Genomic DNA, 25,792 nt, shown 5'->3' with positions numbered 1-25,792 from the left:
ATGACTAAAAAAGAAAAGATGACCAGTCAGTTGGCAGACTGGCATAAAAAGGTTTTGCGTAACTTTGATAAGGCCTATTCCAACACGCAGAGTATGCGAGAGCAAGTCGCCACTGCCCAACGATTTGTGAGAGTGTTAGGTGCGCAATGGGAAGGCAGCACGAATGCGGGCTATTCATTTGAGGAAGGTCGGTTTGAACATTACCCTCGATTCGAGCTAAACAAAATAGCGAGAGAGTGTGACCGAATTATCGGTGAATACCGACAAAACAGAATTAGTGTTAAGTTTCGCCCGAAAGATAGCGAGGCATCAGAAGCGTTGTCTGAGAAAATGAATGGGAAGTTTCGGGCAGATTATCAAGAAACAGCAGGGGCAGAAGCCTGTGACAACGCATTCGATGATGCGGTTGTTGGCGGGTTTGGGTGCTTTCGGCTGTGTGCTGATGATGAAGATGAAATGGATCCGAACAATGAGCAACGGCGAATAAGTCTAGTGCCCGTATATGACCCTGCGACATGCGTATTCTTTGACCAGGATAGCAAGCAATACGATAGAAGTGATGCAATGTGCGCACTTGAAATGTTCTCTATGACCCCCGAGGCATTTAAATCAGAGTATCCAAACGCAAACACAACCAGCCTGAGTCGTGATGACACGGGAACACAATACGATTGGTCAGCGCGTGAAGCTATCTATGTCGCGCGTTATTATGAAGTCCGCATAGAAAAGACAACGGTCAGCACTTGGCGTAATCCCATCACGGGTGCGACGGCTATTTATGACGCTGAACAAATTAAAGACATTGTCGATGAGCTGGAAGATGGTGAATTTGAGTTAATCAATGAACGTGAAGTTAAAAAGCGGCGCGTTTATTGTGGTTTGTTATCTGGGGCAGAATGGCTTGAAGAGCCGAAGCGGATCGCAGGTGAATACATTCCGTTGATCCCTGTTTATGGTCGCCGTTCATTCGTTGACAACCAAGAACGTATCGAAGGTCATGCCGCTAAGGCAATGGATGCTCAGCGGTTAGAAAACCTCATGGTATCGATGATGGCGGATAATGCCACCAAAGCGGGCGGTGACGGGATCCCTATCGTAGACGTTGATTTTATTCCTGCCCCGCTAACGCAACATTGGGAAACCAGAAACAAGAGCAGACCGGCCTTTCTGCCGATGACGAGTTTAAAGGATAATCTGGGAAATGTCGTCTCGCCGGCTCAAATAAGTGGTTATACCCCCATCACCGAAATGTCTCCGGCGCTGGCTGGCTTGTTGCAGTACACCGGAACCGCTATTCAACAAATCACGGGGGCTTCACAGTTTGAGAATATGCCGAACAATGTAGCGACTGAAACGGTTGATAGTATTTTTAACCGGATGGACACACAAAGCTATATCTACATGGATAACATGGCCAAATCCATGCGGTGGACGGGTGTCGTCTGGCTGTCAATGGCCAGAGAGATATATGCTAGCGATACCCCGATGCGCATTGTCAATGAAGATAATACTGACGATGTGACATTGATGAATGGTGAGGTATTCGATCACCAAACTGGTCGACGGGTGGCGTTAAATGATTTATCACAAGGAAAGTATGAAGTCACTGTTGATGTCGGTCAGTCATTTGCAACGCGGCGAGACTCAACCGTTAAATCATTAACGCACCTTTTATCGATGGTTCCACCAAACACACCCAGGCATGACCTGTTAACCTCGATAGTCCTCGATAATATGGACGGTGAGGGGCTTGATGATTTAAAGGAATACAACCGCAAGCAACTGTTATTGTCTGGTGTGGTTAAACCAAGAACCCCCGAAGAAGAACAGATGATTACCCAGGCTCAAGCAGCCCAGCAATCACAGCCTAATGCAGAGGTACTAGCTGCTCAGGGTGTTTTACTTCAAGGGCAAGCGGAAGTCATCAGGGAGGAAAACAGACGGCTTGAGATTCAAATAGAAGCCGCGAAAGTGGAAGGCCAAAACCAACTCAACGCCGCGAAAGTGGCCGATATATTTAACGCGATGGATTTAAGCAAACGCAAGGAGTTCAGGGAATTCTTAACCCTGTTTAGCACATTCCAGCAAAAGCAAGGAGACAATGCCCGTGCTGATGCGGAATTGATGCTAAAAGGGGCGGCTCAAAATCCTTCACAGAGCATGAATAGCGCCAACACTCTGCAAACATCACAGCAAAAATCAGCGCAGTAATCACCGTTAATCACGTTAATCTCTGTCTTTATGAAGCCAGTCATTCTATTGCCTTCCGATAGGCTTATATCGAGTAAACAAGGGGTAGTTATGTCAGATACGGCAGAAAACACACCAGAAGTAAAAACGGATAATGTGCCACTCGATGTAGGCACAGATGAAAACACGTTAAATGAGGGGCAAAAAGGTTCAACGGATGGCGAATTACCGCCAACTGAGAGTGACCATAAGCCTGACGATGATTCAGAGCAAGCGTTTTATTTCGGTGATGATGAACTGGGTTTGCCGTCCAGTGAAGAAGATCCGGAGCAAGGCTTGGTGAAACATTTACGAAATACTATCAAGGAAAAAGATAAAGAACTGAAAGTGTTTCGTAGACAGCAAACCCAACAGTCTGGCTATCAGCAGCCAATTACGCAGGCGCCTCGTATGCCTCAGTTATCAGATGCGGGTATTGATTACGATGAAGACATTTATACCGCCAAGGTTAATGAATGGGCTGAGAGTAATAGCAAATACCTAAATCAGAAGGCAGAGCAGGAACGCCAACAACTATCATTACAGCAAGCACATCAATAAAAGTTAACACATTATCAACAACGTGTTAAACATCTGAAAATTCCTCATTATCAGCAAGCTGAGCAAGTGGTTATTGATGAGGTGCCAGAAGCCATTCAGGCGATGATCATTCACTGGGCTGAAAAGCCTGAAATGGTGGTATTGGCACTTGGACGTAATGCTGAACTCCGTCAACAAATGGCGAATGCCACTGACCCCGTGGCGATTGGGCGTTTAATCGGTTCAATTGAATCAAAGGCCAGGATCATGCCTAAACCAAAAACAGCAGCACCCACCCCTGAAATTAAAGGCAGTCATGGCGCTGCATTAAACCATTTAGAAAAGCTACGTGAAAAAGCCCGTGAAACCGGTGATTACACCGAATACCACGCAGCCAGACGCAAGGCGAACAAAAAATAACCTATCGGAGCAAATGAGATATGGCTAACCAATTAGCAAAAGACCTGGAAATCCTATTTGAAAACTGCGTAGACGGCTTTGAAGCCGCTTGTGTGGTTTCTCGCAATGCCAAGAAATTCCGTCCGAGTGATACAAGCATGCAGCGTGCCGGTGATATGATTTACCGCCCTCAGCATTACCACATGAATATTGAAGAAGGGTTAGATTTAACGAATAAAACCCCAACTGAACTGGTTCAGCGGCTGGTATCTTCCGTATACAAAGAGCCCAAGAATATTCTTTACACGCTGGATGCGCGTGAAATGCGTGATCCTGAGCATAAAACAGAAGCAGGAAGAGCGGCAGGTCAACGTCTGGCGGCTCAGATTGACGCGGATTTAATTAATATGGCTACTCAACGAGCCACTAACGTGGTGGCAATGGCTAACAATACTTCGGGTGGTCAAGGAAAAGATTTATGGAACGGCGCGGCGGCTATTGATGCGATTATGACCGCTATCGGTGTGCCACAAGGCATTAACCGCCGTAGTTTTTGGAATCCGTTCAACTATAAGGACTTGGCGGGTGAGTTAGGTAGTCGTGCCTATACGCAAGGCGTGAACCTTGCTGCCTATGAGAAAGCGCAAATCCCACCCGTGGCCAGCTTTGACAGCTACAAGACGGATATTTCTGGCCGAGTACCCAAAGGAACAACGCAAGCATTAACACTGGCAGCAGTCCCCAGTCACAAAGTTGTTGCAAAGAATACTAATGATATGCCAATGGATAACCGTCAAGGCACTATCACCGTTTCAGCGGCAGGTCTACAGGTTGGTGACGCCTTTACTATCGCCGGTGTGAACTCTGTACATCAAATATCTAAAGATACCACTGACCAACCACAGGTTTTCCGTGTTTTAGAAGTCAGTGGAACATCGGTAACTATTTCGCCCCAGATTTTGCCGCCCGATAATGCAGACGTAGCAAGCAGACCTTATGCAAACGTTAATGCTAACGCCGCTAACGGTGCAGCAATTACGCTTCTGAATAAGAATGCGGCGTCTGCTAATTTGTTCTGGGCTGATGGCTCAGTCGAGTTGATGTACGGCAAATTAGCCTTCCCGACTGGACAAGGTCCTCAAGTCATGACGGCAACAACCGAACAAGGTGCAACGTTAATCATGTCTTATTTCTTTGACCACATCAAAGGGGTCACCACGGCTCGGTTCACTACGTTGTACGGCTGTTCTGTGTTAGTGCCGGAATATGTTGGTTTGCTGATCGCGGGGCAGTAATATCAGGGGCTGATGCCCTTTTTCTCAGGAGAGCGTTATGTCAACAACAATGCTATACAAATCCGGTTCAATAATCACCTGTGGCAACTTATCACTTGATTACATTATTGTTTCTGACAATCAAATTAGTTAAAAGCTGAAACAGGGTTGGTTTAAAACGCCACAGGAAGCGGCAGTAAAAGATGAAGAAAAAAAAGAAACCGAGGAAAAGCCAACGCGTAAAAAGGCAGTGAAAGATGCCGAAAACCAAGGGTGAATTAGTGCTTAAGGCGCTAAGAAAAGCCGGACTTTATTCTGAGGCCACGCTTACCGATGCCGTTCCTCAAGAGGTAGAAGATTCATTGCATGATCTTGAAGATATGATGGCGCAGTGGAAAGTAAAAGGAATCGATCTGGGTTACATGTTCGCTGATTCAGAAGCGGATAAGCCTCCCCAGTCTGACGATGACTCGGGATTACCGTCTTGGGCTAATGATGCGGTATCACTGAAGCTGGCAATCAATCTGTGCATGGATTATGTCACGCCTCCCTCTGATGGACTATTGACTGCCGCTAATGCTGCCTATCAAGCAGTTTGCATTGCATTAACTAAAGTTCCATCACTTCAACGCCGCAACGATATGCCAACGGGCGCAGGAAATAGGAAAGCCTTCTCCTGGGATCGTTTTTATGTCGAGAAAGGTAATGTCATTAAGTAGATAAATTATGCCGATAATCAAATTACCCCTGGCTAAAGGATTAGCTAAAGATGTCAAGACCGCCGATTATATTGATGCTTTACCCGTGAATATGTTGGCAGCACCCAAAGAGGTGCTTAATGCTGCGGGTTATTTAAGATCATTCCCTGGAATAGAAAAAAAACAGGCAGTGAACGGCATATCCCGTGGTGTGCAATTTAATACCAAAAATAATACCATCTATCGAGTCTGTGGCAATACACTTTATCTTAATGGGAAAGAAATTGCTGACATTTTAGGTAATGACAGAGTTTCACTCTCCCATTCTAGCAATAGTCAGGCGGTTTGCTTTGACGGTAACCTCAAGTTTTATCGATATGACGGTACAGAGAAGGAATTATCAAACTGGCCAAAGGATAAATACCCGCAATATGATTTAGGCGAAGTGATTGATGTCTGTCGAAATCGGGGACGTTACATCTGGCTACAAAAAGGCGGTGAACGATTTGGTGTGACTGATCTGGAAGATGAATCAAAACCGGATAGATATCGCCCCTTTTATCGTGCTTAATCCCAACCGGATGGGATTGTTTCCGTCGACTCATGGCGAGATTTGATAATTTGTTTTGGTTCATCAAGCATAGAATATTTTACCTTGACCGGATCGGCTGAAGCTTCGCAACCTATCTACCTGGCTCAGCCAGCCTACATGATTCAGTCGGGTATTGCCGGTCGGGATTGTAAATGTCGTTATCAGGATAAATACGCCATTCTGAGCCATCAATCAACAGGTCAACCCGCTGTTTATCTCATCGGGGCGGGTGAAAAAAGTACACGAGTTTCGCACCAATAAAAAAACGCTCTATTTTTAAGTTTAATTCAGCATAATATGTAAATAGATAAAACCTTATAACTTAAATATAACTTATTGTAAATTAAGTAAATTTATGCATTTCAGTAACTTGCAGATTAATCATTACTTTTAAGCCATTTCTAGAATTTTATAGGCCTGTGCGAAACTCGTGAAGTAAAATATCCACCGCCACCATTGATAAAATAATCAGTCATTATTCTGCTGAAGAACTATCTACATCAGTGATGGAGTCCATTAAATTTGATAACCATGAATTATTACTCCTTCACCTGCCGAAACACACAGTTTGTTTTGATGGTTCGGCCAGCCATCAATATTCGCAATGGTCATTATTGAAAAGCGGATTTTATGATGAACCTTATCGCGCGATTGACTTCATGTTTTTTGATAATCAGATAACCGCAGGTGACAAGAAAGAAGGCGTTATTGGTCTTTTAGTTTTCAATGCATCAAATCAATATGAACAATCGACAGAACATCTTCTTTATACGCCAATGATAAAAGCTGACAATGCAAGATTATTTGATTTTGAACTGGAAGCCTCAACCGGTGTTGCTCAGATTGCTGACAAACTATTTCTATCCGCAACAACAGATGGGATTAATTACGGCAGAGAACAACTAATAGAACAAAACTCACCTTTTCAGTATGACAAACGAATTATCTGGCGACGTATTGGGCGAGTGAGAAAAAATATTGGCTTTAAAATCCGCATTATTACGCGCTCACCGGTGACCTTGTCCGATCTATCAATAAGGATGGAATAATGACCCCACGTAATACTTTTAACCCCGTTGAAATCCAGGTCACTCACATTGACCCAACGATTTTACCCGCTAATTTTTCTACCGCTTACCGCATGATTGTATTAAACAGTTTATCGGATATGGGTAGGGTGGCAGGTAAAGCCAATGAAGCGGCGGACGATGCGTACCAGTCGAAAGCAAGAAATGATGAGCAAGATAGTGTCCTCGCCAAACATGCGCAGCAGATTAATGCGGTTCAGGCAGACTATATTTCTAAATCTCAAACCGCATTGCAATCGTTATCATCTCCTCTTAATGTCAATACTGCTTACTCTGTCAATGGCACAAAAGTCATTGGTCAACGTGTTACTGGATTCACTGCTGCTACAGGCACAGCGTTGAAAGTGGCTTTCAATGCGAATCAATCCTTCAATGTAGGCACAACTTACAATCGGTCTGAAGTTCAGAATTTAAGTAATGGATTAGTCGCAGCAAGACAACGTATTAAGGCATTAGAAGATGCACTGAGATCACACGGATTAATTGACTGATGGAAATCAAAGTTATCGAAAATATTGAACAGTTTTATCGATTTTTTTCTGATAAAACCAAGATCGGTTACGCCATGGAAAATAACGGGGATTATCAATTAAAGAACAATCAGCTTTATGTCGGTGTTTATGAAGGGGTAATGCTGGTTGGTTTTTTCTCAATTGAATTTATTCGCAACAAGTTAATTGAAGTTCATCCGGTGTTTGATCCTGGCTTCCGCGGTAAATACGCCTTGAGAGCAACAAGAAACTTTTCAAAATGGTTGATGGATAATCTCAATTTCTCCACCGTGATTACGTATGTTCCTGAAAAAACGCCGTGGGGGAAAATTATCTGTCAATTAATGAATATGCGAAGAGTCGGTGTGATCGACAATGCACTAACCGCAGGTAATCAACACATCAATATGACAATGTATCAGGTCACCAAAGAGGAATTAGAAGATGGGTGGAAGCGGAGGAGATAATGGCGCTAGCGAACAGGCCAGAGCATCCCGTGAAGCGATAGACTTGCAAAGAGACCAATGGAACCAGGTGATGAAAAATCTGGCACCTTATATGAAAGTTGGCGCACCGGCATTAGGTGAATTGCAAAATCTGACCACATTAGACGGTCAAGGACAGGCATTAAACAAATTTTACCACTCCCAGCAGTTCAATGATTTAGCCAATCAAGCCCGATATCAAAGTTTAAATGCCGCCGAAGCAACAGGTGGCTTGGGTTCTACGGCAACAGGTAATCAATTAGCAACAATTGCCCCTACATTAGGACAAAACTGGTTATCGGGACAGATGCAAAATTTTGGTAATCTGGTGGGTATTGGCATGAATGCGGCAAGTGGACAAGCGTCTGCGGGTCAAAATTATGCGAATAATGTGGGTCAATTGTTACAGAACATTGGGGCGGCTAATGCGGGAGCCGCCAATCAGCCTTCTGGATTTCACCGCGCGTTAGGCGGTGGTATGGCGGGTGCTTTAACAGGGGCAAGCGTTGGAGCGATGAAGGGTTCTATTGGTGGCCCATGGGGTGCGGTGATTGGTGGTGGTTTAGCTGCATTAGGTGGTTTATTTTAATCTGGAGTTTCTATGGCAACGTTTCAACTGGCAGGTTTACCAAGTCAGCTAGTAGCTAATCAAACTGCGGGGGGATTAGGTTTGCCCACCGTCCCACCATATGCTGAACGTCCTAATACGGGTGTGATGTTAGCAGAGGGTTTAGGGGCCATTTCTGAGCGATTAGAGGCGAACAAACAACAGCAGGCAGAAGCGGATTTTATGAAATCATTTGGGGCGGCTTATGCGGCGAATGATCGTGATGCCATGAAGCAATTGGCAGCCGCTCACCCTGAACAAATCGAGCGCATTCAAAAAGGGATGGGTTTTATTGATAAGGATAGAAATCAGGCTATTGGGCAGGCCGCAATGGATCTACGTCTTGCTGCAAAAAGTGGGGATCAGTCTCTTATCGCTTCTCTACAGAAAAATGCACCTTTATTAAGTCAATTCGGTTTAACACCTGAGGAGGCTTTTTTATCCTACAAGCAAGACCCTCAGCAGTTTGATAAAATGACCGATTTAATTCATCTGCATGCGGATCCAAAGAGCTATTTTGACGTTCAGGATAAACAGGAAGGTCGTGACATTGATAGAGATAAACTGGCGGTAACAGTTCGTGGTCAGAATATTTCTGCTCAGAATGCCACTTTAGATAGAGAAATAAGGAAAGCAGAACTAGAAAATAAAAAGCTTGATCGTCAAGCACAAAATTCGACTAACGAACTACGAAGGCAAACATTAGCACAACAAATAGCCGCTAATCAGCAAAAGATAGATGAAGCAAATGAAAAGAAACGGGTTGCCCCGATTAATGATAGAAAACGGATTGATACCATTAATGACAATGCAGATAGATTAGCTCAACAAGCGCAAAGTATATTGGATAATCCCCATCTGCAATGGACGGTGGGGGCAGGCAGTATAATGCCCAATATTCCTGGTACTGCCAGAGCAGATTTAGCGGCACAGATTAACAATTTGAAAGATCAAATAGGACTGCAAACACTCAGTTCAATGAAAGAATTGTCAGCCAATGGAGCTTCTGGATTAGGAAATACCACTAATCGAGAATTTGGTTCATTACAGAATTCATTGGGTAATTTGAGTGAAAAACAGTCGCCTGAAGCTTTAAGAAAAACATTACAAAATATTATAAAAAATGCAAATAGCAGTAAAAATAGGCTGAATACTAATTTCAAGCAAATTTATCCAAATTTTAAAGCAGCAGAGACAACTGAAAATAATAATGTTGATAGTTCAAATATTTCAGATGATGAATTATTAAATAAATATTTACCGAGGTAATCATGGCTATCAATGAGTATTCAGAAGAGCAGCTTTTTACTGCATTAAGAAATGCTGATTCAGCAGGTGATAAGACGGGTGCTCAACGAATTGCGGGATTAATTCAACAAAGACGATCTACTCAAAATCAGGAAAGCAACCCGATTGCAGAAGCTGGAAAAGGTCTTCTGCAAACAGGTGTTAATGCTGCAAATATTATTCCTGAAATTGCAGATGCATTTATGTCAGGTGCTTCATGGGCGGGCAATCAGTTAGGTATTGGCGATGGTGCTTATACACCTGCACAGCGGTTAGAGTTACCTGATAATTTAAAGCCGCAAGATCCGTATGCAAAGTTAGGGGCTGAAATTGGCCCTTATCTTATTCCTGGTATTGGCGCAGAGAGGGCAGCAGCAGCGTTAGGATCGGTTGCGAATGCGGGAAGACTAGAGCGTGGTGCAACTAAATTAGCGGATATGGTTGCTGAAAATGCAGTAGGTGCATTAGCACAGAATAGCCAGCCCGATGATGGACAAGGTTTAGCGACTGATCTCGGTGTGGGTGTGACGGGTAGTGGATTAGCTAGAGCAGCGGCTCCTTTACTTAGTCGTGCTTATAATACGGTAGCTGGTAAGTTATCAGGAAATATAGAGCAAACTGCATCTGAAGCAAGTATCCCAAGAACCAATAATGAGATAGTTAACGCTGCTAAAACTTCATCGGGTCGTAAGGCGTTAAATAGTGCGTTTTCAGAAGTAAGCCCCTCTGTAGATGATGCTGCCAAGTTAGCAGGCGTAGATATAAACGCATTAACTCCAGGGCAGAGAAGTGGAAATCCTGGACTGCAAGATGTTGAAGGTGTCTTATCTTCTGTTGCTGGTCCTGTTCGTGATGCTCAAGAAAAAGGGTTTAATGAATTAACACGTAAGTTGCAAGGTGATCTTAAAAGGCTTGGAGCTGAAACAGGAACGTCATCTGAAAAAACGGCCTCAATAAGGGATAGGGTTGTAGAAAATCTAAAATCCCTTGAGGAGAAAAAAGATTTAGCATGGAAAAACATGCGTAATACATCCAACCCATCAACAAAAGAGAAGGCCTTAAACTCAAGAGGGCAAATGCTGGCTGATGAGTCATTTTCTCGAATAGATGATCCAACGGTAAAGAAATTTCTTTCCGATTCTAAAAAACCACTCACCTTTGAACAAATGAAGGAATGGAGGGGCGATTTAGATGATTCTATAGGCACAGCAATCCGTAACGGGAAAGATAACAGGGCGCGTAAGATCATTCTAGTTCGTAATGCGCTTACTGAAGATATGAAAGGCATGGCCGATAAATATGGCTTCATCGACGAATGGGAAAAAGCAAATAATCTCTCTAAGCAATATTTTTCAATGAGAGATGAAACAAAAGCGGCATTTGGCAAGCTAATGGACAATGACCTGTTTGTCAAAAACTTAAATTCTGCGTTACGCAATGCGTCTGAAAATGGCGTTGCACCTGTACATAAAATGATGATGTCGTTACCTGAAAAAGAAAGGGGAGTAATGCTTGCATCTGCTTTAAGCAGGGCGGTTGAAAAAGGTTCTAGGGGAGGTGAATCTTTAGGTGCTGGCGTTAAGAATATAGGCGAAATTTTAACGCCACAAAATATTTCAGCTATTAGGAAGTATTTACCTGAAGAGGCGGATCTCCTTTCTTCATACGGCACGCTCGCGAGAGCGTCCAGCGCATATCTTAAAAAGGTAGAGCAAACGGGTAGAACGGCGACCTCCTTAAAAGAGCTTGAATCAGGCATAAGCGGTGTTCCTGGTCAGATTCTTAAGGCATCCGAGAATAGAGGACTTGATCTTGCTATAGGTGGCGGTGCTGTAGCCCTTGGAGGTATAGGCGGAGTGGCGATTGCTTCAGGCAAATACCTATTTAGTCGGTTGATTGAAAGCGCCATAGAAAAGAGAAGTGTTAAATATGTAGTTCAAAAGGCTATAAAGGAAGGAACAAAGGCTGTTCGGGCAGGAGGTTCAGATGCAGCCATGAAAGCGGCAGAGAAACGATTAATGGCAAATCCTAACGTTACAAAAATCTTAAGAGAGGAATTGACTCCAGCGGAAATTAACGCATTAAGAATGACCGGAATAATAGCTATTTTGACGGGTACCAGTGATAAAGAAGAAGAATAATAACCCTTCTATCAATATGAACTGTTACACTGCACATTATTTCCCATGCGATAGCAGTTTGTTGACACGTTACCATGTGAAGTTGCAGGTGGGTAATAAATCTCAGGGCGGTTTGCTTTTTTTTCTATAGCTTGCATAGTGCTCATTGCTTGATATCCAAGTAACGCCTGTTGAATAGCTGCTCCTTGTGCCTGCTGGTCAGCTGCTTCTTGTCGTTGAATGTTGACATATAAATTTTGCAGCTCAAGGCGAGCCTGAGGGTCACTGATTTTTTTCTGATCTACAAGTTGCCCTAACATTTTTGCTGCCAAAACATACAGTTTCGGAGTGGAGGAAGAAGCCATGCGAGAATCGTTCTTAACGCTGGAATCAAGGCAGTTAGCCATTTCGCTGAGTTAGGATATATCTGCTCACAATTGGCTTGATAGTCACTGACTTTTGCACACCCAACCAAAAGCAAAGAAATCATAATTGATAATTTATTCATGTCGTGACACTTCCAACACTAAATTAAAATTGATTATAGTGTAATTGTATATTTATGGAGAAATACATGTCAGGTATTAACCCTAATGTTGTCGTGAGTATGCCTGCTCAGTTATTTACGCTGAGACGAAAATTTCAGGCATGCACAAACGGTAAAATCTATATCGGTAAAATAGATATGGATCCAATCATACCCCAGAATCAAATTCAAGTATATCTTGAAAATGAAGATGGCTCAACGATACCCGTTGCGCAACCGATTATCATTAATCAATCTGGATTCCCAGTTTATAATGGCCAGATATCCAAATTCGTCACAGTAGAAGGCCACTCAATGGCTGTCTATGATGCTTATGGGGCACAACAGTTCTATTTTCCAAATATATTAAAGTATAACCCTGATAGATTTAAAGAACAGGCGGAAAAGTATATTGAGTATATTGAAAAATTAAAGGGAACGATTAAACAAACGACAGGTGACTCAACAACCGATGTGATAAGCCAAAAAGCGTGTGACGAGTTCTATGCCAAGAAAAATTCAGAAGAAACCCTCAAAGTAGGTAGACTTAATGTTGAATCGCCCACAGGTGATACGATTTTTAATTTGGGCGGCACAAATGGCTCCTCTGGCTCTGAATTTGCCTATGTCAGAAATTCAAAAAGAACCCAGGTGCATGATACTGGCTCAAAGACAACGGTTATATTTCCGCAAAAAAATGGCACGCTGGCAATACAGGAAGATAACTATACTAAAACAGAAGTCGATGCAAAAATAAATTCGGCTAAATGGACGGTAAAAAAATCTGCAAATGGTTGGCTTAAAGATCCAAATACGGGCCTGATTATTCAATGGGGATATAGAAGTAAAGAAAGAAAAGAAGGGAATTCTTATACCATTAATTTTCCTACTGCATTTTCTTCATCTGTCTATAGTATAACGACGAGTTCTAAAGCACATAATACAAGCGCTGACACTATGTTTGTAGGAATTGCTTATGATGTAACGACAAGGGGATTTAATTATTATGTAAGGGGTGTGGGGGGTAGTAACGATACGTTTATGGATGGTTATTATTGGATGGCGATAGGAGTATAACATGGCGACATCATATCGATTTGAAGAGCAAATGTATTTTAGTGCAAGTGAGTTAGCCTGGTATGCAGGCTCAATGAAAATGGATTATATCAATGCCGGTAGCTGGGATTATAATGCTAAACCTGTCCCTGAAAGCGTTTATCATGAATTTGCGCTTTCGGAGGCCCCACTCGGTAAAATGTTAGGGGCAAGTGAAAATGGTGACCCAATTTGGGTTGATATCCCCCCTAGACCAAAGAAAGAATTAATCGCGGATGCTGAGAATGAAAAAAGAGTGCTCATGCATGAGGCAACTGACGCGATTATTCCCTTACAAGATGCGGTTGATTTGGAGATGGCAACAGAAGACGAAATAAAGCAACTTAGGAATTGGAAACTTTATCGATTAAATGTCTATCGTACTGATACCTCAACCGCGCCTGAGATTGATTGGCCTAAGAAGCCTGAATAGCCCCATCCCAGGGGCATCCTATTAGCAGCGTTGGAGGAAGTGGGTCAATTCCGCTTTATGCCAATTTGAAAGGGCACCATTTAGCATTAACTGGTTATCCTGTGTAGTCTGAGATAACAAAGTTTCTATCTCAGCAATAACTCTATCTGCATTTTCGCGTTTGCGGATAATCTGTTTAATCGCTGTTTTCTCTGCATCGGCTATTTTATCTTGAAGCTCTTCCGTTACGTGCCAAATACGCTCACATTCAGAAGCGATAGAAGGAACTAGTCTGACTTCCATCGGATAAGGTGAGGGAATACCTGTCACTTCTCTTAACGCATACCAGATAGCATTATTCCAGGCATCCCTGAAACGAAAGTTTTGTGTCATCGGTGCAATGATACGGGCGAGATTTTGTGTATCTTTGTTGCCAAATTTTTCGTGGGCTTCGGGTATGGGTTGAGGATTACCGATTTCCTTGTCTAATATATCGAGTACCCATTTTCTGAACTCTTTGGCTACTGACGTACGAGCGAACATTGCAACAAGATGAGCACCTCGTAACGAGAAAATACGAGTCTTCTTACGATAATTTCCTGAGGTCACTGATTCGATGACCTGAGACATTGCTATTGAAAATTCATCAATATTTTGATTATAGAGGTTACTAATTGACTTAGGATTAGAATATTCTAATGCTTTGGCAAGTTGGATAGAAGTAAGCCAGATTTTATTTTGATACGTTACAGGTGAAAAGGTGTAGTTACGGAAAGTTAAAGTGGTCATAGAGACCTCCAAGTGGTTAACTTAAATTTCCACCACCGAAGCTATGAAACTTACTGGGGGTGAACTGAACAGGGTTCACAGTACCGAGTTAACCAATCGGCCAGCTTTTCAGCTGCCCCATCCAGCCCACCATTGAATTGTGGCTAGATTACGACATTAAAAAACACGCTCGCGGTGTGCATATGTCGCGGTTAACTTCAACGAGCTGTGAAACCCGACATCTGATTTATCAGATGCAGATAAACTATAGCGCATGATTTCTTCTTTCGTCAATGGGTATTTAAACAAGTTTGTTTGTTGCTGTTTTCATATCGGCAACAAGTAGCTCTCAGAGTTTCTAAGTGTGTTCTCGTGCGTTACACCCCGAAATAAATAAGAATATTTAATGTATTTAGAGAAAGTTTTCATAAGTATGACGATTAGCAAACACTTTATAAAAAGGTAATTTGATTGCGCAAAATTCGCTGAAAAAGTTGTGCTTTTTTATCATTTTTTAGTGAGGGTTTTTCCCCCATTTTTCCCTAGTTTTTCCCCCTACAAATTTCAGGCACAAAAAAACCAATCATAACTGATTGGTTTTCTTAGTAAATCTTGGTCGGCATGAGAGGATTTGAACCTCCGACCCCCGACACCCCATGACGGTGCGCTACCAGGCTGCGCTACATGCCGATATAGGCTCGCTATACTACCGTTTTTTTGGTTAAAATCAATAGCAAGTACTACGACCGCTTGATTTTTAAGCATTAATTAGTATTAAAACGGGTAGATTCGGCAAAAGCTCTTAGCAGTTGAGTTAAATCAGGTTTTTCATCTGTTATTTTATTGCCTTTGTCATCAAAGATATAAACCTCACCATTTTGATTAAGGTAAAGCGTTTTATTAGTAAAGTTAATAATTAGTACTTGTTCATCACCTGATAAAACCCAGGGTTGGTTACGTTTAGGGGTAAAAAGATCTTCTCCTTGAGAATAGTCTTCTGGTGAATTATCAACATAAAGTAAACGCTGCATTAAGGTGGTCATAATATCTTGATGACTGGTTAGCTTATTAATTTGCTGTGGTGGGGTATTAGGCCAATATACCCATAAAGGCACCTTCATTTGTTTAAGATTAAATTTACCGTTAGTGAACCATTTTGTTGTTTCATGAGTTTCTGGATTGCTACTATGGTTTGCCGTAATGACGACAACGGTATTGTTTAACATATTTTTTTGTTTTAGCGCATCAATTATGCGTTTAATCTCATGATCTAATGGTAACTTATTATTACTTTGCGATTTATGATTATCAAAACCATTAAGATTAAGAAAAGAAAACCACCGAGTCTGGTTTTCTATGCTATCTAACCATTTTACCCATTCATTGGTAGTTTGATAATCATTACCGGTAGCATTTTCGGGTAACGAATAATCTGCCAGAATTGCATGACGAAATAATGGTGAGCTAAAACCATTCGATGAAAACAGACCAAATTGATAGTTTTGATATTTTAATGCTTCAATTAGGGCGGAAGGTTTTCTGCTATTAAGTATACTATCTAAATAACTAGGCGATAAACCGTAGAATAGGCTAAATAGCGCCCGTTGGTTTTGGATACCTGCACTGAGATGTTGATTAAATTGCGTACTGATTGATTTAACAGTATTCAATGCTGGCATACCTTCAGTGGTATCTTGATAGTTAAGATTATTAACGACCAGTAGTAATAAATTATACTTTGGTGCTTGTTTTTGATAGCTAAGTGGTTTGAGTGGATATTCAATAGACAGTGCTGAAGGGTTGCCTTCTTGTTGTATCTTGCGTTGATATTCCACTTGATCGAGATAACCATAGCGTTCAAGAAATTTTCTCGCTGTCATTGGGTGAGATAGGGGATAGTTAGCTCGCTGCATAGTTATTGGGCGATAAAAATTTGCATCAGCCCAAATATACATTAAATGGGAAGCAACAAATGCTGTGATGAAGATACCTGCCAAGGGTTTAGTGAATCGTTGACGGTTTAGGCTGCGTAATTTTTGCCAACTCCAGGTAGCAAATAACATCTCAATTAAAAAAATGATAGGCACACAAATAAACATCAACTGCCATTCTCTCGCCATTTCGCCGTTTTTAGGATTTATTAATAACTCCCATAGTAGTGGTGTTAAATGGAGGTTATAGCGCGAAAAAAACGCAATATCAAAAATGAGAAAAGTCAGTATGGTGGTGGTAAGGATGGTGTATAGAAATCTTAGCAGTCGCTGTGAACCAATAATGAAAGTAATAGGAAAGATGATTAAAAGATAACAGGCAAAAATAACAAAGCTAAAATGCCCAAGCCAGCTAACAATAGCATAAATACGGCCGAATAACGTACCCGGCCAATCAAAAACAAATAGATATCGGCTACTTAATACTAAACTGAGTACTATATTGAATAACGTAAACCAGTGTCCCCAGCTTATCATTTGGGAGACTTTTTCACGATAGTTTCGAGAGTTGGTCACCATGTAATATTTTATCTGCTAAATTAGTGAATTTTTTCTTCATTAACAGAAGCAAGTAACGCCTGAGCGAAAGATTCTGCAATAGTTTTACGCTGAGTCAGTGTAACAGTTGTATTAATTAAGTTTGTCACCATGTTACCTAATACTATCAATGATAGATCAGTTGGAGCTTTATATTTTTCTAATACCTTGACTAATTCTAGGAGTAGATGTTCAATTTGCTCATCACTATAACGGGATGATTGTGGCATAATAAAAATCCTGAATGAATAAAGCTTTATATTTTAGCGTATTATTGTGTTTTTTGCTGTAGCTGTTTTGTCTAATTTAACTGGATAATTTCATTTAGTAACATTTTAAATTGACCGGTTTCCATAAGTTACAAATCTTATTATATGCCCATAATACAAAAATGTTATATCCATTTAGCCGCCGGAAAAAGTTATCGATGTCTGAATACCGTTGATCTTTATGCCATAAAGAAAATAAGGAGTAAATGATGAGTCTGGATATTTGCCAGATTGCTTTACATCAGTTGATAAAACGTGATGAACAAACACTAGAGGTTGTGCTGCGTGATTCTTTATTAGGCACGGATAATATAGTGCAAGAAATGATGGCAGAATTGCATCGGATTTATGGCGCTAAAAGTAAAGCCTTTGCCACTTTTAATCAAGCGAGCGAATTAGCTGAAGCATTAGTGGCTTTGAGAAAGGGAGATGAAAACTTTTTGGGATTTAGCCGTGCGGCTACTATTCGTTTGCGGGATGAATTGGCAAAATATCCGTTTGCAGAAGGTGGGGTGGTACTGTTTTGTCAATATCGTTATTTGGCGGTAGATTACTTATTGATAGCTGTATTAAATAGCTGCAATAGTATGTTTGTTAATGATAATCTGGAATTGAATACTACTCATTATCTTGATATTCCGCATGTTGATATTGTTGCTCGCATAGACTTGACAGAATGGGAAAGAAATCCCGCTTCTGAACGTTATTTAACTTTTTTAAAGGGCCGCGTCGGGCGTAAAGTATCTGATTTTTTTATGGATTTTCTGTCAGCTAGCGAAGGTATGAATGCTAAAATACAGAATAAAGGATTACTGCAAGCCGTGAATGATTATTGTGATTTGTCTGAGTTAAACCAGGCCGCCACACAAGAATATCGCCAGCAAGTTTATCGCTATTGTAATGAGCAACAACAGGCCGGAGAAGAAATTGAATTAAAGTGTTTATCAAAAGAGTTGCCTGCTTTAGGAGAGCAGAATTTTGCTGAATTTACGCAACAAAATGGTTATCAATTGGCAGAAAGTTTTCCACCAGATCGTACGACTCTCAAACAATTAACCAAATATTCAGGTAGTGGTGGTGGCTTGACCATTAACTTTGATGCTTTGTTACTTGATGAGCGTGTTTTTTGGGATCCGGCAACGGATACGTTAACAATTAAAGGTACACCACCAAACTTACGTGAGCAATTAGGGCGTGGCAAGAAAAGCCGTTAATGATGGTAAAAACAAATAACGCCGCAAAAGCGGCGTCTAAATGATGATTTATGTGTTTGAAGCAAAAGGATTTGTTTTCGCGAGTGTCCACATATCGACCACACTAATATAAAAATACCGACTAATTGAGTCGGTATTTTTTTAGAGAATAGGTTAGATAGGCTTTGTATCAAAAACTACACACGTTAATTGTTGGGGTATTTGGATATGATTAAAGCCCGAAACTTCTTTATCTAGGTGAACACCATGTTATTACTTATAATCCATGCTAAAACTCCTTTTGAACGAATAAAATTAGCTTATGGGTTGCTTATTGAAACAGGAAAAATTTTTTAGACGAGGCATCTATGCTGTCAGAGAATACCAGGCAGAAGCAGATCTCAATGCGTTAAATCATATTGAAGAAGCGATGACAAAAAAAACGGGTTATAAAAAAATGGAGTTCGTCTGCAAATGCAAAGATAAAGCGCCAGAAAATCATACTTAATAGTGTTTTAAATTTTGTTGAACATCGTGCTTATGACCACCTTTGATACTATTATGTGAATTTTTTAGAGTAATTGCTTTCTTTTTTGGTGTAAATATTATTACCAAAAATAAACCAAAATAAGATTAAAAATAAATATTTTTCTTTTTGATTTATTTTAAGTAACCAGATTGATCTTAATTTTGGGGCTTTAGTTTTAATTATATTTTTTGGTGGCATTTTGGTTATTAAATTAAACCCAAAATAAAAATGACGGATATTTATCTAAACTATCTAGCATTTCTCAACAGAAAAAAGCGTAAGGATGTCACTCCCCTTTCCAAAACTATGACAAAACAGTCAAGCGTTAATTCTCTGCTAACCACCGCAATACTGCGCTAACGCTATACGTAGTACCACAGTGATGACACGTTAGCGACGGTTTTTTCATAATATTTTTAAAATCCGTCTCATCAATAATCTGTTCACCTACTTGATGACACATACTGCACATTGTTGTGATGTTTTTATGATGAAGAAAGGCATTAAAATCATCCACGGTGATCGTTTTTAATTTCTCGATTAAAATACACTTTTTTCATCCTCATTTGAAAAAATCATAGTAGCCTTTTAAACCGCGAGTGACATTTGTTGCTCGGTGCAATGTGGGGTGACGGGGTCAATCTTGCCCGGCTTTGCAATAAAGCGGGTCAAGCTCTCGTGGCTGACGAAGGTCGCTCCACAATTAATGTTCTGACACTGGTTATAACGTTCACGGGTGTTTTCTGAAATCTGGTGGGAACTTCGCGTATGGGCCGCATGACCACAAAGGGGGCAATTCATCATGATGACATTTCTCCTTTTTTCAGCTATTTTACCAGCAATTTAGTTACTTTTCATCGCTAAATCGGTGATTTTTACCTCCATTTCAAGCGAGGTGGTAAAGCCTTTATCATTGAGACTGTGGGTCACTTTCACCACAATCCAGTCGGCGTTATCGATTTGCGGTTTAAAGCCCCTGACGTTAATCGGTGTTTCGGGGTAAATATCGGCGCGTCCTTTGGCTAACTGAATCGAAAAGCGGGCGATACCGCGCTGAATTTTTGCCCAGGTCGCTTTTGCTGCCCGTGCCGCATTGGCACGATTGGCGTAGGTATGTGAAAGCACCAAAACATTGCCTTCCTCACCGATGAAATAATCTCCCTGTTTGTTTTTTGTTGACGCAGAAGGCTTTTTGCGCGCGATTTTAACGGTTTGTTTTTTTTCAGGCTGCTGGGTGTCCAGCCAACTGGCAATCACCCCCGTGTAAGCACTGCGGTCTGCCAGTGAAAACGAATAATTATCCCCGTCTTTTCGACTTAAGGTCATCGTCGGTATCCTTTTACCCGAGGCGGTTTGGCTTTTTCCCTGTTGCAAAAATAACAGCTGGTCATTTTTCACCGTCGCCAGCGCGCCTTCCTGCTGACCGAGTCGGGTTAAAAACGCGCCGTCCGATTCGTTTGTCTGGTCGATATGAGCAATTCGGATAGGCTTAAGCGCCGCATCAATACAGGGGGTTAACTGATTGCGCCCGGCAAGCGTGGGCACAATTTCTTCCAGGGTTTTACTGTGGTAAGAGGCTTCTCGCCGCGTATTGAGGGTCGCGCGAAAATCAGCACTTCGTGCGCGTAATGTCAGACGGTCAGGCGCGCCACTGTATTCGATTTCATCAACAATAAATTTCCCCTTCGGGATGAGACTTTCGTTTTTCCAGCCCAGCGCCAGTGTCAGGGTTTCCCCGCGTCGGGGCAAGGCCAGTTTGCCGTCACTATCATCCAGTTCAATGTCTAGCTGGTCGGCTTCAAATCCCCGATTATCCGGTCAGCGTCAGTGACATCAATCGGCCTTCAATCAGCGAATTAATATTTTTGCGGCCTGCCGTTAGTGCAAACGCAGGGATATTCTCCGTGTTGAAAAAGGGCATTAGAAAAGTCCCTTAACCTGTTCACTTAAATCACCAAACATCGCGGAGAGCGAATCATCGACCCGTTTTAACTTAAGGCTGAATTCAATCTTACGCGGTGTGCCATCGGCAAAAAAAAGACTTTTGCTTTGGCTGATTTCTTCTATCACGAACATGCCGTAAATATTGCCTTCACCATCCAGAAAGGGCCAGGCTTTACCGCTTTCCGCCATCGCTTCGAGCGCAATCAGAGATAATCTGCCCCCCGTCAATTCCGGATAAAGTGCCCCTGATAGGGTGATATCGTCATTATCCAGCCCAATAAATTGAAAGGCAGGTCGGATACCTAATCGGCTGTTGAACCCATAGCGCCAGCGCCGATTGATTTGCAGTGTCTGATAGGGCGCGGTTTTAAGCTGAAACACAAACAGTCCTAATGCGGCCATTGGCATATCAATATTCCTCCAGGTTGTCGCTAAACCGTCCTCGCTGTTGCGCCTGTTGCTGGCGTTGAAGCTTAAGGAGTTGTCGGTTCACTTCCTGTGCGATATCGTGCGCCGACTGGGCGGGGGCGGCATTAATGGTAATGTGAATTGTTGACGGGGCGGTCGTGTGCGGTGTCCGGATAACCACCGCCTGGGTTTTATCGGCCACAAAAGGGTGGATGGGTTGGTTGGCATACGCATTGCTCAGTGTCAGGGCGGCAGCGGCAAAGGCCGCCGTATGGCGACGACTTAATACATGCGCAGAGCCGGTAACAATTTCAGGGCCGTTCTCGCCAACAATCCCCGCCGCTCCGCGACGAATAATGCCACCCTTATCAAACAGCCCTGCCCCTTTTATGCCCGCATTTAACACTGTCAAGGATTGGTTCGCGCGTAAGGTTTTGGTTTCCTCAGAGACCATCCAGTCGGGTAATAAATCGGTGACGGTGTTTTTAATCTCGGAAAACAACGATTTTAACTGTTGCCATTTTTCCATCACGCCATTTTTCAGGTTATCAATCAGTTCACTGCCAAAATCTTTAATACTGGTTTTGATTTTTTGATAGCCGTCGGTGAAAAACTGATACGTTTTTTTCCACAGATTTTTGAAAAAGGGGGCGATGTTATCCCAGTAGCGGTAAATCAGCAGCGCGGCGACGGCAATCGCCGTGATACCTAACACAATCGGGTTGGCTAATGCCACGGTGGTTAAGCGGAGCAAGCCAGCACTTAACAGGCTCAAACCCAGTCTAACCGCCGTCAATGGCCCCGTCAGTGCCGCCATGGTTAATGCCATGACGCCACCAATCGTAATCAGTGCCGCAAATCCAGCCAGTGCCACGCCAAAATAACGGGTCATTGTGGGATGAGATTTGAAAAAATCCGTTAATTTGCTTAATTGCTGGTTCAGCATCTCAAGCCCCTGGGTATAGAGCGGCAACAGATTATCACCCATCTCACGGTATAAATCGGCTTTTTTCGCTTCGAGTTCAATCTGTTGCACCTGGGCGGTTTTTTTACCTTCGGTAATCAGCTGCTCAAGGCCATAAGCGGCATTGCCGGCCTTGATTTGTTTCTCAATGTTGGCATGTTCCCGATACATCGTCACAAATAAATCCGAGCCGGTACGGCTGGAAATAAGTTGCGCGATTTTTGTTTCCATTTGCGATTCGGTTAATTGCGGGTATTTCTTTCGAATTCGCGGCACAATTTCGTCCATCAGATAGCGGAAAGGGTCGCGCTTGTAGAGTTCTACATTGACTAGGGCCTGTCATCAAATGTCGGGATAAACGTGTATGATATGCCCCATATATGATTATCCACTTCGGCCAAAGAGAAAGAGATGACGCGTCGCTATGCACTTCGAGATGATCAATGGGCTCGGATTGAGACATTCCTTCCTGGACGGAAAGGCCATGTGGGCATGACCGCACGTAACAACCGGTTGTTCGTAGAGGCGGTGATCTACCGTTATCGAACAGGTATTCCTTGGAGAGACCTGCCCGAACGTTTTGGCGACTTTCGTATTGTGCACTTACGTCACTCACGCTGGAGCAAGACTGGCGTATGGGAGCGCATTTTCAACGCCCTGGCGCAGGATGCTGACAACGAGTATGCGATGATTGACTCGACTATAGTGCGGGCCCATCAGCATAGCGCTGGAGCAAAAGGGGGGATACAGACAAACAAGCTATCGGGCGTAGTCGCGGTGGGTTAAGCACCAAAATTCATGTCACAGTCGATGCTCTCGGTAACCCTACAGGCTTTCATCTTACGCCGGGCCAGGCCCACGACCTAGAAGGTGCCGATGTGTTGCTTGAGGATACACAAGGCCAAACGATTATTGCCGATAAAGGCTACGATGCTCAAGAGCGCCTTGTCCAGCCATTGAAAGACAAAGGCAAGGCGGTAGTGATCCCATCTCGCTCGAACCGAAAACAACACCGCACGTATGACAAACACCTCTACAAAGCTCGCCATTTAGTCGAAAACTTCTTTGCTCGACTGAAGCAGTATCGCGCTATTGCTACCCGTTACGATAAAACCGCCATCAACTTTCTTGGCGCTATCCATCTGGCCGCTGCCGTCGTCTGGCTTATTTGATGACAGGCCCTAGCGCATCGTTATTCATTTTGGTAACGTGACCGGTTTTGCCGTATTTGACGGATCCTTTTTTCAAGAGACCGAGTCCCATCAGGTTTTCCATCGCACCCTGGGTTGTTTTGCCTTTTACCAGATTCTGATAAGCACTGTTTAACGCGGTGCCGGTTCGGTCACCACCTAATTGCTGGATAAGATGGGAGGTGACTGTCAACGATCACCGAAAACTGATCCACTTTTTATCTAAATACGATCAATCAAAATTGATCCACTGTTTTACTCGGTTATTGCTCCTGATCGCCGCTTATCTTTCAATCGATAGCTTTCACCGCTTAATTGCAGTACATGCGAATGATGAAGTAAACGATCAAGCATAGAGGCGGTTAATGTTGCGTCATCAGCAAAAGTACCAGGCCATTGCCCAAATGATAAGTTACTCGTCAATATGACACTACCATGCTCATAACGCTTGGCAATCACATTAAAAAATAGGGTTGCTTCCTCTCGCCCAAACGGCAAGTATCCAATCTCATCTATGATCAACAACTTCGGGGCCATCACCGAACGTGATAGATATTGTTTGAGCTTATTTTGTCGTTTGGCAGTTGAGAGTTGCAACATCAGTTCAGCCGCTGTTGTAAAGCGAGTTTTCTTCCTAGCCTGTACTGCTTTTAATCCTACACAAGTTTCGCACGGGCATATAAAATTCTAGAAATGGCTTCAGAACAATAATTAATCTGTAACTTGCTAAGACGTATAAATTTACTTAAATTACAATAAGTTATTTTTAATTTATGAGATTTTTTCTATTTATATATTATGCTGAATTAAACTTAAAAATAGAACGCTTTTTTATTGGTGCGAAACTCGTGTCCTAATCCAATAGCTAAATGCGTTTTACCTACACCACTTGGGCCAAGCAATACGACATTTTCATTACGTTCAATAAATGTTAATGCGCTTAATTCCTGTATTTGTTGTTTAGGAACACTCGTTGCAAACTTAAAATCGAACGTATTAAGTTCTTTGTGTACTGGGAATCCTGCCATCCGACTCAAGAGATTACGAGTTCGTTCATCTCGTTGTTGTTGCTCACATTTTAATAGGGACAGTAAAAACTCTCCGTAGCTTTTGTCTTGGGCAATGCATTGTTCTGCAAGTGATGACCAATGACTGGGAACAGAATTTAATTTCAATGACTCACACAGGTGTTCAATTTGTTCATGCAATAACATGTTCACCTCCCAGCAATGCTTCATATACGCTGATTGAGTGTTGCAAATTGACAGATTCAAGGGGCGGTACGATACGAATATTAAGCGTATTAGTCTGCGGGATAGATTGGCAAACCCTTGCTGGTAAGGGAAGAAGATACTTAACTTCCTTAGCTAATCTGTCTGCTGGCTTTTCTAAAGCACGAGTTTCGCAATCTCCAAAAAAGAAGTATAAATTTAAAAACAAGAAAAAATCAGGGTGTTCATATTTTGTCGGGTTATCCATGTATTAAAGATATCTATAAAACATTCTTACAAGTAAGCAGTTTAAGATACTCTGGTTTAGCGTTATCAGAAGTAAGCCCATCGCCTTTATCTCATGACACTGTCAGCCGATGGCTAAAAAGTAGATGTTTTAGACCTAAAGACCTATGGCGATTAGTTGAACCTTCTATAGACAAAAAAAGCCCTTGCGTACTAATTGCCGATGATACATTGATTGCCAAAACACGTAGTAAAAAAATAGAGATGGTCCATTATCAATATTCAGGTAATGAACATGAGGTTATTGCTGGCATAGGTTTAGTTAATTTGCTTTGGCATGATCTGACGAAGGTTGAATCAATTCCTATCAATTATCGTATTTATGATAAAGATTCTGATGGAAAAACAAAAAACACGCACTTTTCCGAAATGCTCACTCTTGCTAAAAAAAGAGGGATCATGCCAGAAGCGGTAGTGATGGATGCTTGGTATTCTAGCCTGGATAACCTGAAATCAATCCGCTCTCATGGTTGGATCTGGGTAACCACGCTGAGGAAAAATAGGATTGTTAACCATAACAAACAACTGAACAAGTTAGACATCTCAGAAGAAGGAACGTCAATACACTTGCGAGGATATGGTTGGGTAACCGTTTTCAAATTTACAGCCAAAAACGGCCGTATTGATTACATAACCTGA

Annotated in this window: 25 protein-coding genes, 1 tRNA gene and 5 pseudogenes; 18 read left to right on the top strand and 13 right to left on the bottom strand. The window is 42.2% G+C overall.

The features are described from left to right. The 11 genes and pseudogenes from V3224_RS01935 (at position 1) to V3224_RS01875 (ending at position 11,831) form a co-directional block, all read left to right on the top strand. The gene (locus V3224_RS01935; protein WP_334468195.1) at positions 1-2,211 is read left to right on the top strand and encodes a portal protein; all 2,211 of its coding nucleotides are present in this window, start codon (positions 1-3) and stop codon (positions 2,209-2,211) included. Positions 2,212-2,301: 90 nt separating this feature from the next. Beyond that, positions 2,302-2,790 (top strand): hypothetical protein, encoded by a 489-nt coding sequence (locus V3224_RS01930; protein WP_334468193.1) that lies wholly within the window; start codon positions 2,302-2,304, stop codon positions 2,788-2,790. A 66-nt stretch (positions 2,791-2,856) separates the two neighbouring features. Further along, the gene (locus tag V3224_RS01925; protein WP_334468192.1) at positions 2,857-3,189 is read left to right on the top strand and encodes a hypothetical protein; all 333 of its coding nucleotides are present in this window, start codon (positions 2,857-2,859) and stop codon (positions 3,187-3,189) included. A 20-nt stretch (positions 3,190-3,209) separates the two neighbouring features. Then, entirely contained in the window at positions 3,210-4,463 is a 1,254-nt protein-coding gene (locus V3224_RS01920; RefSeq protein WP_334468190.1) for a P22 phage major capsid protein family protein, read from the top strand. Positions 4,464-4,699: 236 nt separating this feature from the next. After that, on the top strand, positions 4,700-5,161 hold the full coding sequence (locus V3224_RS01915; RefSeq protein WP_334468188.1) for a packaged DNA stabilization gp4 family protein: 462 nt from the start codon (positions 4,700-4,702) through the stop codon (positions 5,159-5,161). 7 nt (positions 5,162-5,168) lie between these two features. Next, positions 5,169-6,781, top strand: a pseudogene (locus V3224_RS29670) (packaged DNA stabilization protein). Then, positions 6,781-7,311 carry a DNA stabilization protein gene (locus V3224_RS01895; RefSeq protein WP_334468184.1) on the top strand — a complete coding sequence of 177 codons (531 nt, stop codon included), beginning with the start codon at positions 6,781-6,783 and terminating at the stop codon, positions 7,309-7,311. Before V3224_RS29670 ends, V3224_RS01895 begins: the two are co-directional and overlap by 1 nt. Beyond that, positions 7,311-7,778: a DUF2824 family protein gene (locus V3224_RS01890; RefSeq protein ID WP_334468182.1), complete on the top strand. Its 468-nt coding sequence runs from the start codon at positions 7,311-7,313 to the stop codon at positions 7,776-7,778. The genes V3224_RS01895 and V3224_RS01890 overlap by 1 nt, the downstream gene beginning before the upstream one ends. Further along, a complete protein-coding gene (locus V3224_RS01885) occupies positions 7,756-8,385 on the top strand; it encodes a DNA transfer protein (RefSeq protein ID WP_334468181.1) in 630 nt (209 codons plus the stop codon). The genes V3224_RS01890 and V3224_RS01885 overlap by 23 nt, the downstream gene beginning before the upstream one ends. Before the next feature lie 12 nt (positions 8,386-8,397). Continuing rightward, entirely contained in the window at positions 8,398-9,672 is a 1,275-nt protein-coding gene (locus tag V3224_RS01880; RefSeq protein WP_334468180.1) for a phage DNA ejection protein, read from the top strand. 2 nt (positions 9,673-9,674) lie between these two features. Then, positions 9,675-11,831, top strand: coding sequence for a hypothetical protein (locus V3224_RS01875; RefSeq protein WP_334468178.1), 2,157 nt, complete (start codon positions 9,675-9,677; stop codon positions 11,829-11,831). 11 nt (positions 11,832-11,842) lie between these two features. On the opposite strand, the gene V3224_RS01870 is transcribed toward V3224_RS01875, so the two are convergent. Continuing rightward, a complete protein-coding gene (locus V3224_RS01870; protein WP_334468177.1) occupies positions 11,843-12,217 on the bottom strand; it encodes a hypothetical protein in 375 nt (124 codons plus the stop codon). Positions 12,218-12,384: 167 nt separating this feature from the next. Between V3224_RS01870 and V3224_RS01865 the strand changes: the two are divergent. The 3 genes and pseudogenes from V3224_RS01865 to V3224_RS01860 form a co-directional block, all read left to right on the top strand. After that, a pseudogene (locus tag V3224_RS01865) lies at positions 12,385-12,729 on the top strand (phage head-binding domain-containing protein); the annotation flags it as partial. Positions 12,730-12,810: 81 nt separating this feature from the next. After that, positions 12,811-13,413, top strand: coding sequence for a gp53-like domain-containing protein (locus V3224_RS29665; RefSeq protein ID WP_442889729.1), 603 nt, complete (start codon positions 12,811-12,813; stop codon positions 13,411-13,413). 1 nt (position 13,414) lies between these two features. Next, the gene (locus tag V3224_RS01860; protein WP_334468176.1) at positions 13,415-13,864 is read left to right on the top strand and encodes a tail fiber assembly protein; all 450 of its coding nucleotides are present in this window, start codon (positions 13,415-13,417) and stop codon (positions 13,862-13,864) included. A 21-nt stretch (positions 13,865-13,885) separates the two neighbouring features. Here the strand turns inward: V3224_RS01860 and V3224_RS01855 are convergent, their stop codons facing one another. The 4 genes from V3224_RS01855 to V3224_RS01840 form a co-directional block, all read right to left on the bottom strand. Further along, the gene (locus V3224_RS01855; RefSeq protein WP_334468174.1) at positions 13,886-14,632 is read right to left on the bottom strand and encodes a BRO-N domain-containing protein; all 747 of its coding nucleotides are present in this window, start codon (positions 14,630-14,632) and stop codon (positions 13,886-13,888) included. A 592-nt stretch (positions 14,633-15,224) separates the two neighbouring features. Then, positions 15,225-15,301: transfer RNA gene (locus V3224_RS01850), tRNA-Pro, on the bottom strand. Between the two features lie 74 nt (positions 15,302-15,375). Continuing rightward, positions 15,376-17,121, bottom strand: coding sequence for an LPS biosynthesis-modulating metalloenzyme YejM (yejM, locus tag V3224_RS01845; protein WP_334468172.1), 1,746 nt, complete (start codon positions 17,119-17,121; stop codon positions 15,376-15,378). Positions 17,122-17,141: 20 nt separating this feature from the next. Beyond that, positions 17,142-17,369, bottom strand: a complete 228-nt coding sequence (locus V3224_RS01840) for a DUF1414 domain-containing protein (protein WP_032114647.1) — start codon at positions 17,367-17,369, stop codon at positions 17,142-17,144. Positions 17,370-17,617: 248 nt separating this feature from the next. On the opposite strand from V3224_RS01840, the gene yejK reads away from it, so the two are divergent. Further along, a complete protein-coding gene (yejK, locus tag V3224_RS01835; RefSeq protein ID WP_334468169.1) occupies positions 17,618-18,622 on the top strand; it encodes a nucleoid-associated protein YejK in 1,005 nt (334 codons plus the stop codon). Between the two features lie 313 nt (positions 18,623-18,935). Beyond that, the gene (locus V3224_RS01830) at positions 18,936-19,109 is read left to right on the top strand and encodes a hypothetical protein (protein WP_334468167.1); all 174 of its coding nucleotides are present in this window, start codon (positions 18,936-18,938) and stop codon (positions 19,107-19,109) included. Positions 19,110-19,718: 609 nt separating this feature from the next. Here the strand turns inward: V3224_RS01830 and V3224_RS01825 are convergent. The 4 genes and pseudogenes from V3224_RS01825 to V3224_RS01810 form a co-directional block, all read right to left on the bottom strand. After that, positions 19,719-19,934, bottom strand: coding sequence for an ogr/Delta-like zinc finger family protein (locus V3224_RS01825; RefSeq protein ID WP_334468165.1), 216 nt, complete (start codon positions 19,932-19,934; stop codon positions 19,719-19,721). Between the two features lie 39 nt (positions 19,935-19,973). Further along, a pseudogene (locus tag V3224_RS01820) lies at positions 19,974-21,051 on the bottom strand (phage late control D family protein). Further along, positions 21,051-21,482, bottom strand: coding sequence for a phage tail protein (locus tag V3224_RS01815; protein ID WP_334468163.1), 432 nt, complete (start codon positions 21,480-21,482; stop codon positions 21,051-21,053). Before V3224_RS01815 ends, V3224_RS01820 begins: the two are co-directional and overlap by 1 nt. Position 21,483: 1 nt before the next feature. Then, the gene (locus V3224_RS01810; RefSeq protein WP_334468161.1) at positions 21,484-22,722 is read right to left on the bottom strand and encodes a hypothetical protein; all 1,239 of its coding nucleotides are present in this window, start codon (positions 22,720-22,722) and stop codon (positions 21,484-21,486) included. Positions 22,723-22,857: 135 nt separating this feature from the next. Here V3224_RS01810 and V3224_RS01805 point away from each other — a divergent pair. Beyond that, positions 22,858-23,618 (top strand): IS5 family transposase gene (locus V3224_RS01805; RefSeq protein ID WP_334468159.1). Its coding sequence is split into 2 segments (ribosomal slippage): positions 22,858-23,193 and positions 23,196-23,618, totalling 759 coding nucleotides; the frame shifts between segments, so codons are not numbered across the junction. Here the strand turns inward: V3224_RS01805 and V3224_RS01800 are convergent. From V3224_RS01800 to V3224_RS01785, 4 genes and pseudogenes are all read right to left on the bottom strand, one after another. Beyond that, positions 23,611-23,829 carry a hypothetical protein gene (locus V3224_RS01800; RefSeq protein ID WP_334468157.1) on the bottom strand — a complete coding sequence of 73 codons (219 nt, stop codon included), beginning with the start codon at positions 23,827-23,829 and terminating at the stop codon, positions 23,611-23,613. The two genes, V3224_RS01805 and V3224_RS01800, sit on opposite strands and share 8 nt — an antisense overlap. A 62-nt stretch (positions 23,830-23,891) precedes the next feature. Then, positions 23,892-24,296: pseudogene (locus tag V3224_RS01795) on the bottom strand (ATP-binding protein); the annotation flags it as partial. A gap of 152 nt (positions 24,297-24,448) precedes the next feature. Beyond that, a complete protein-coding gene (locus V3224_RS01790; RefSeq protein WP_334468155.1) occupies positions 24,449-24,850 on the bottom strand; it encodes an ATP-binding protein in 402 nt (133 codons plus the stop codon). After that, complete coding sequence (locus V3224_RS01785; RefSeq protein ID WP_334468153.1) at positions 24,837-25,115, bottom strand: hypothetical protein; 279 nt, start codon at positions 25,113-25,115, stop codon at positions 24,837-24,839. The genes V3224_RS01790 and V3224_RS01785 overlap by 14 nt, the downstream gene beginning before the upstream one ends. Here V3224_RS01785 and V3224_RS01780 point away from each other — a divergent pair. Continuing rightward, positions 25,100-25,786 (top strand): annotated as a pseudogene (locus V3224_RS01780) (IS701 family transposase); the annotation flags it as partial. The gene V3224_RS01785 and the pseudogene V3224_RS01780 overlap by 16 nt on opposite strands. Positions 25,787-25,792: the final 6 nt, after the last annotated feature.

It is taken from the genome of Arsenophonus sp. PmNCSU2021_1, from assembly GCF_036919435.1.
Classification (GTDB): Bacteria; Pseudomonadota; Gammaproteobacteria; order Enterobacterales; family Enterobacteriaceae; genus Arsenophonus; species Arsenophonus nilaparvatae.
Note: the sequence above shows the minus strand (reverse complement) of the source record. Positions and strands in the feature narration are given on the sequence as shown.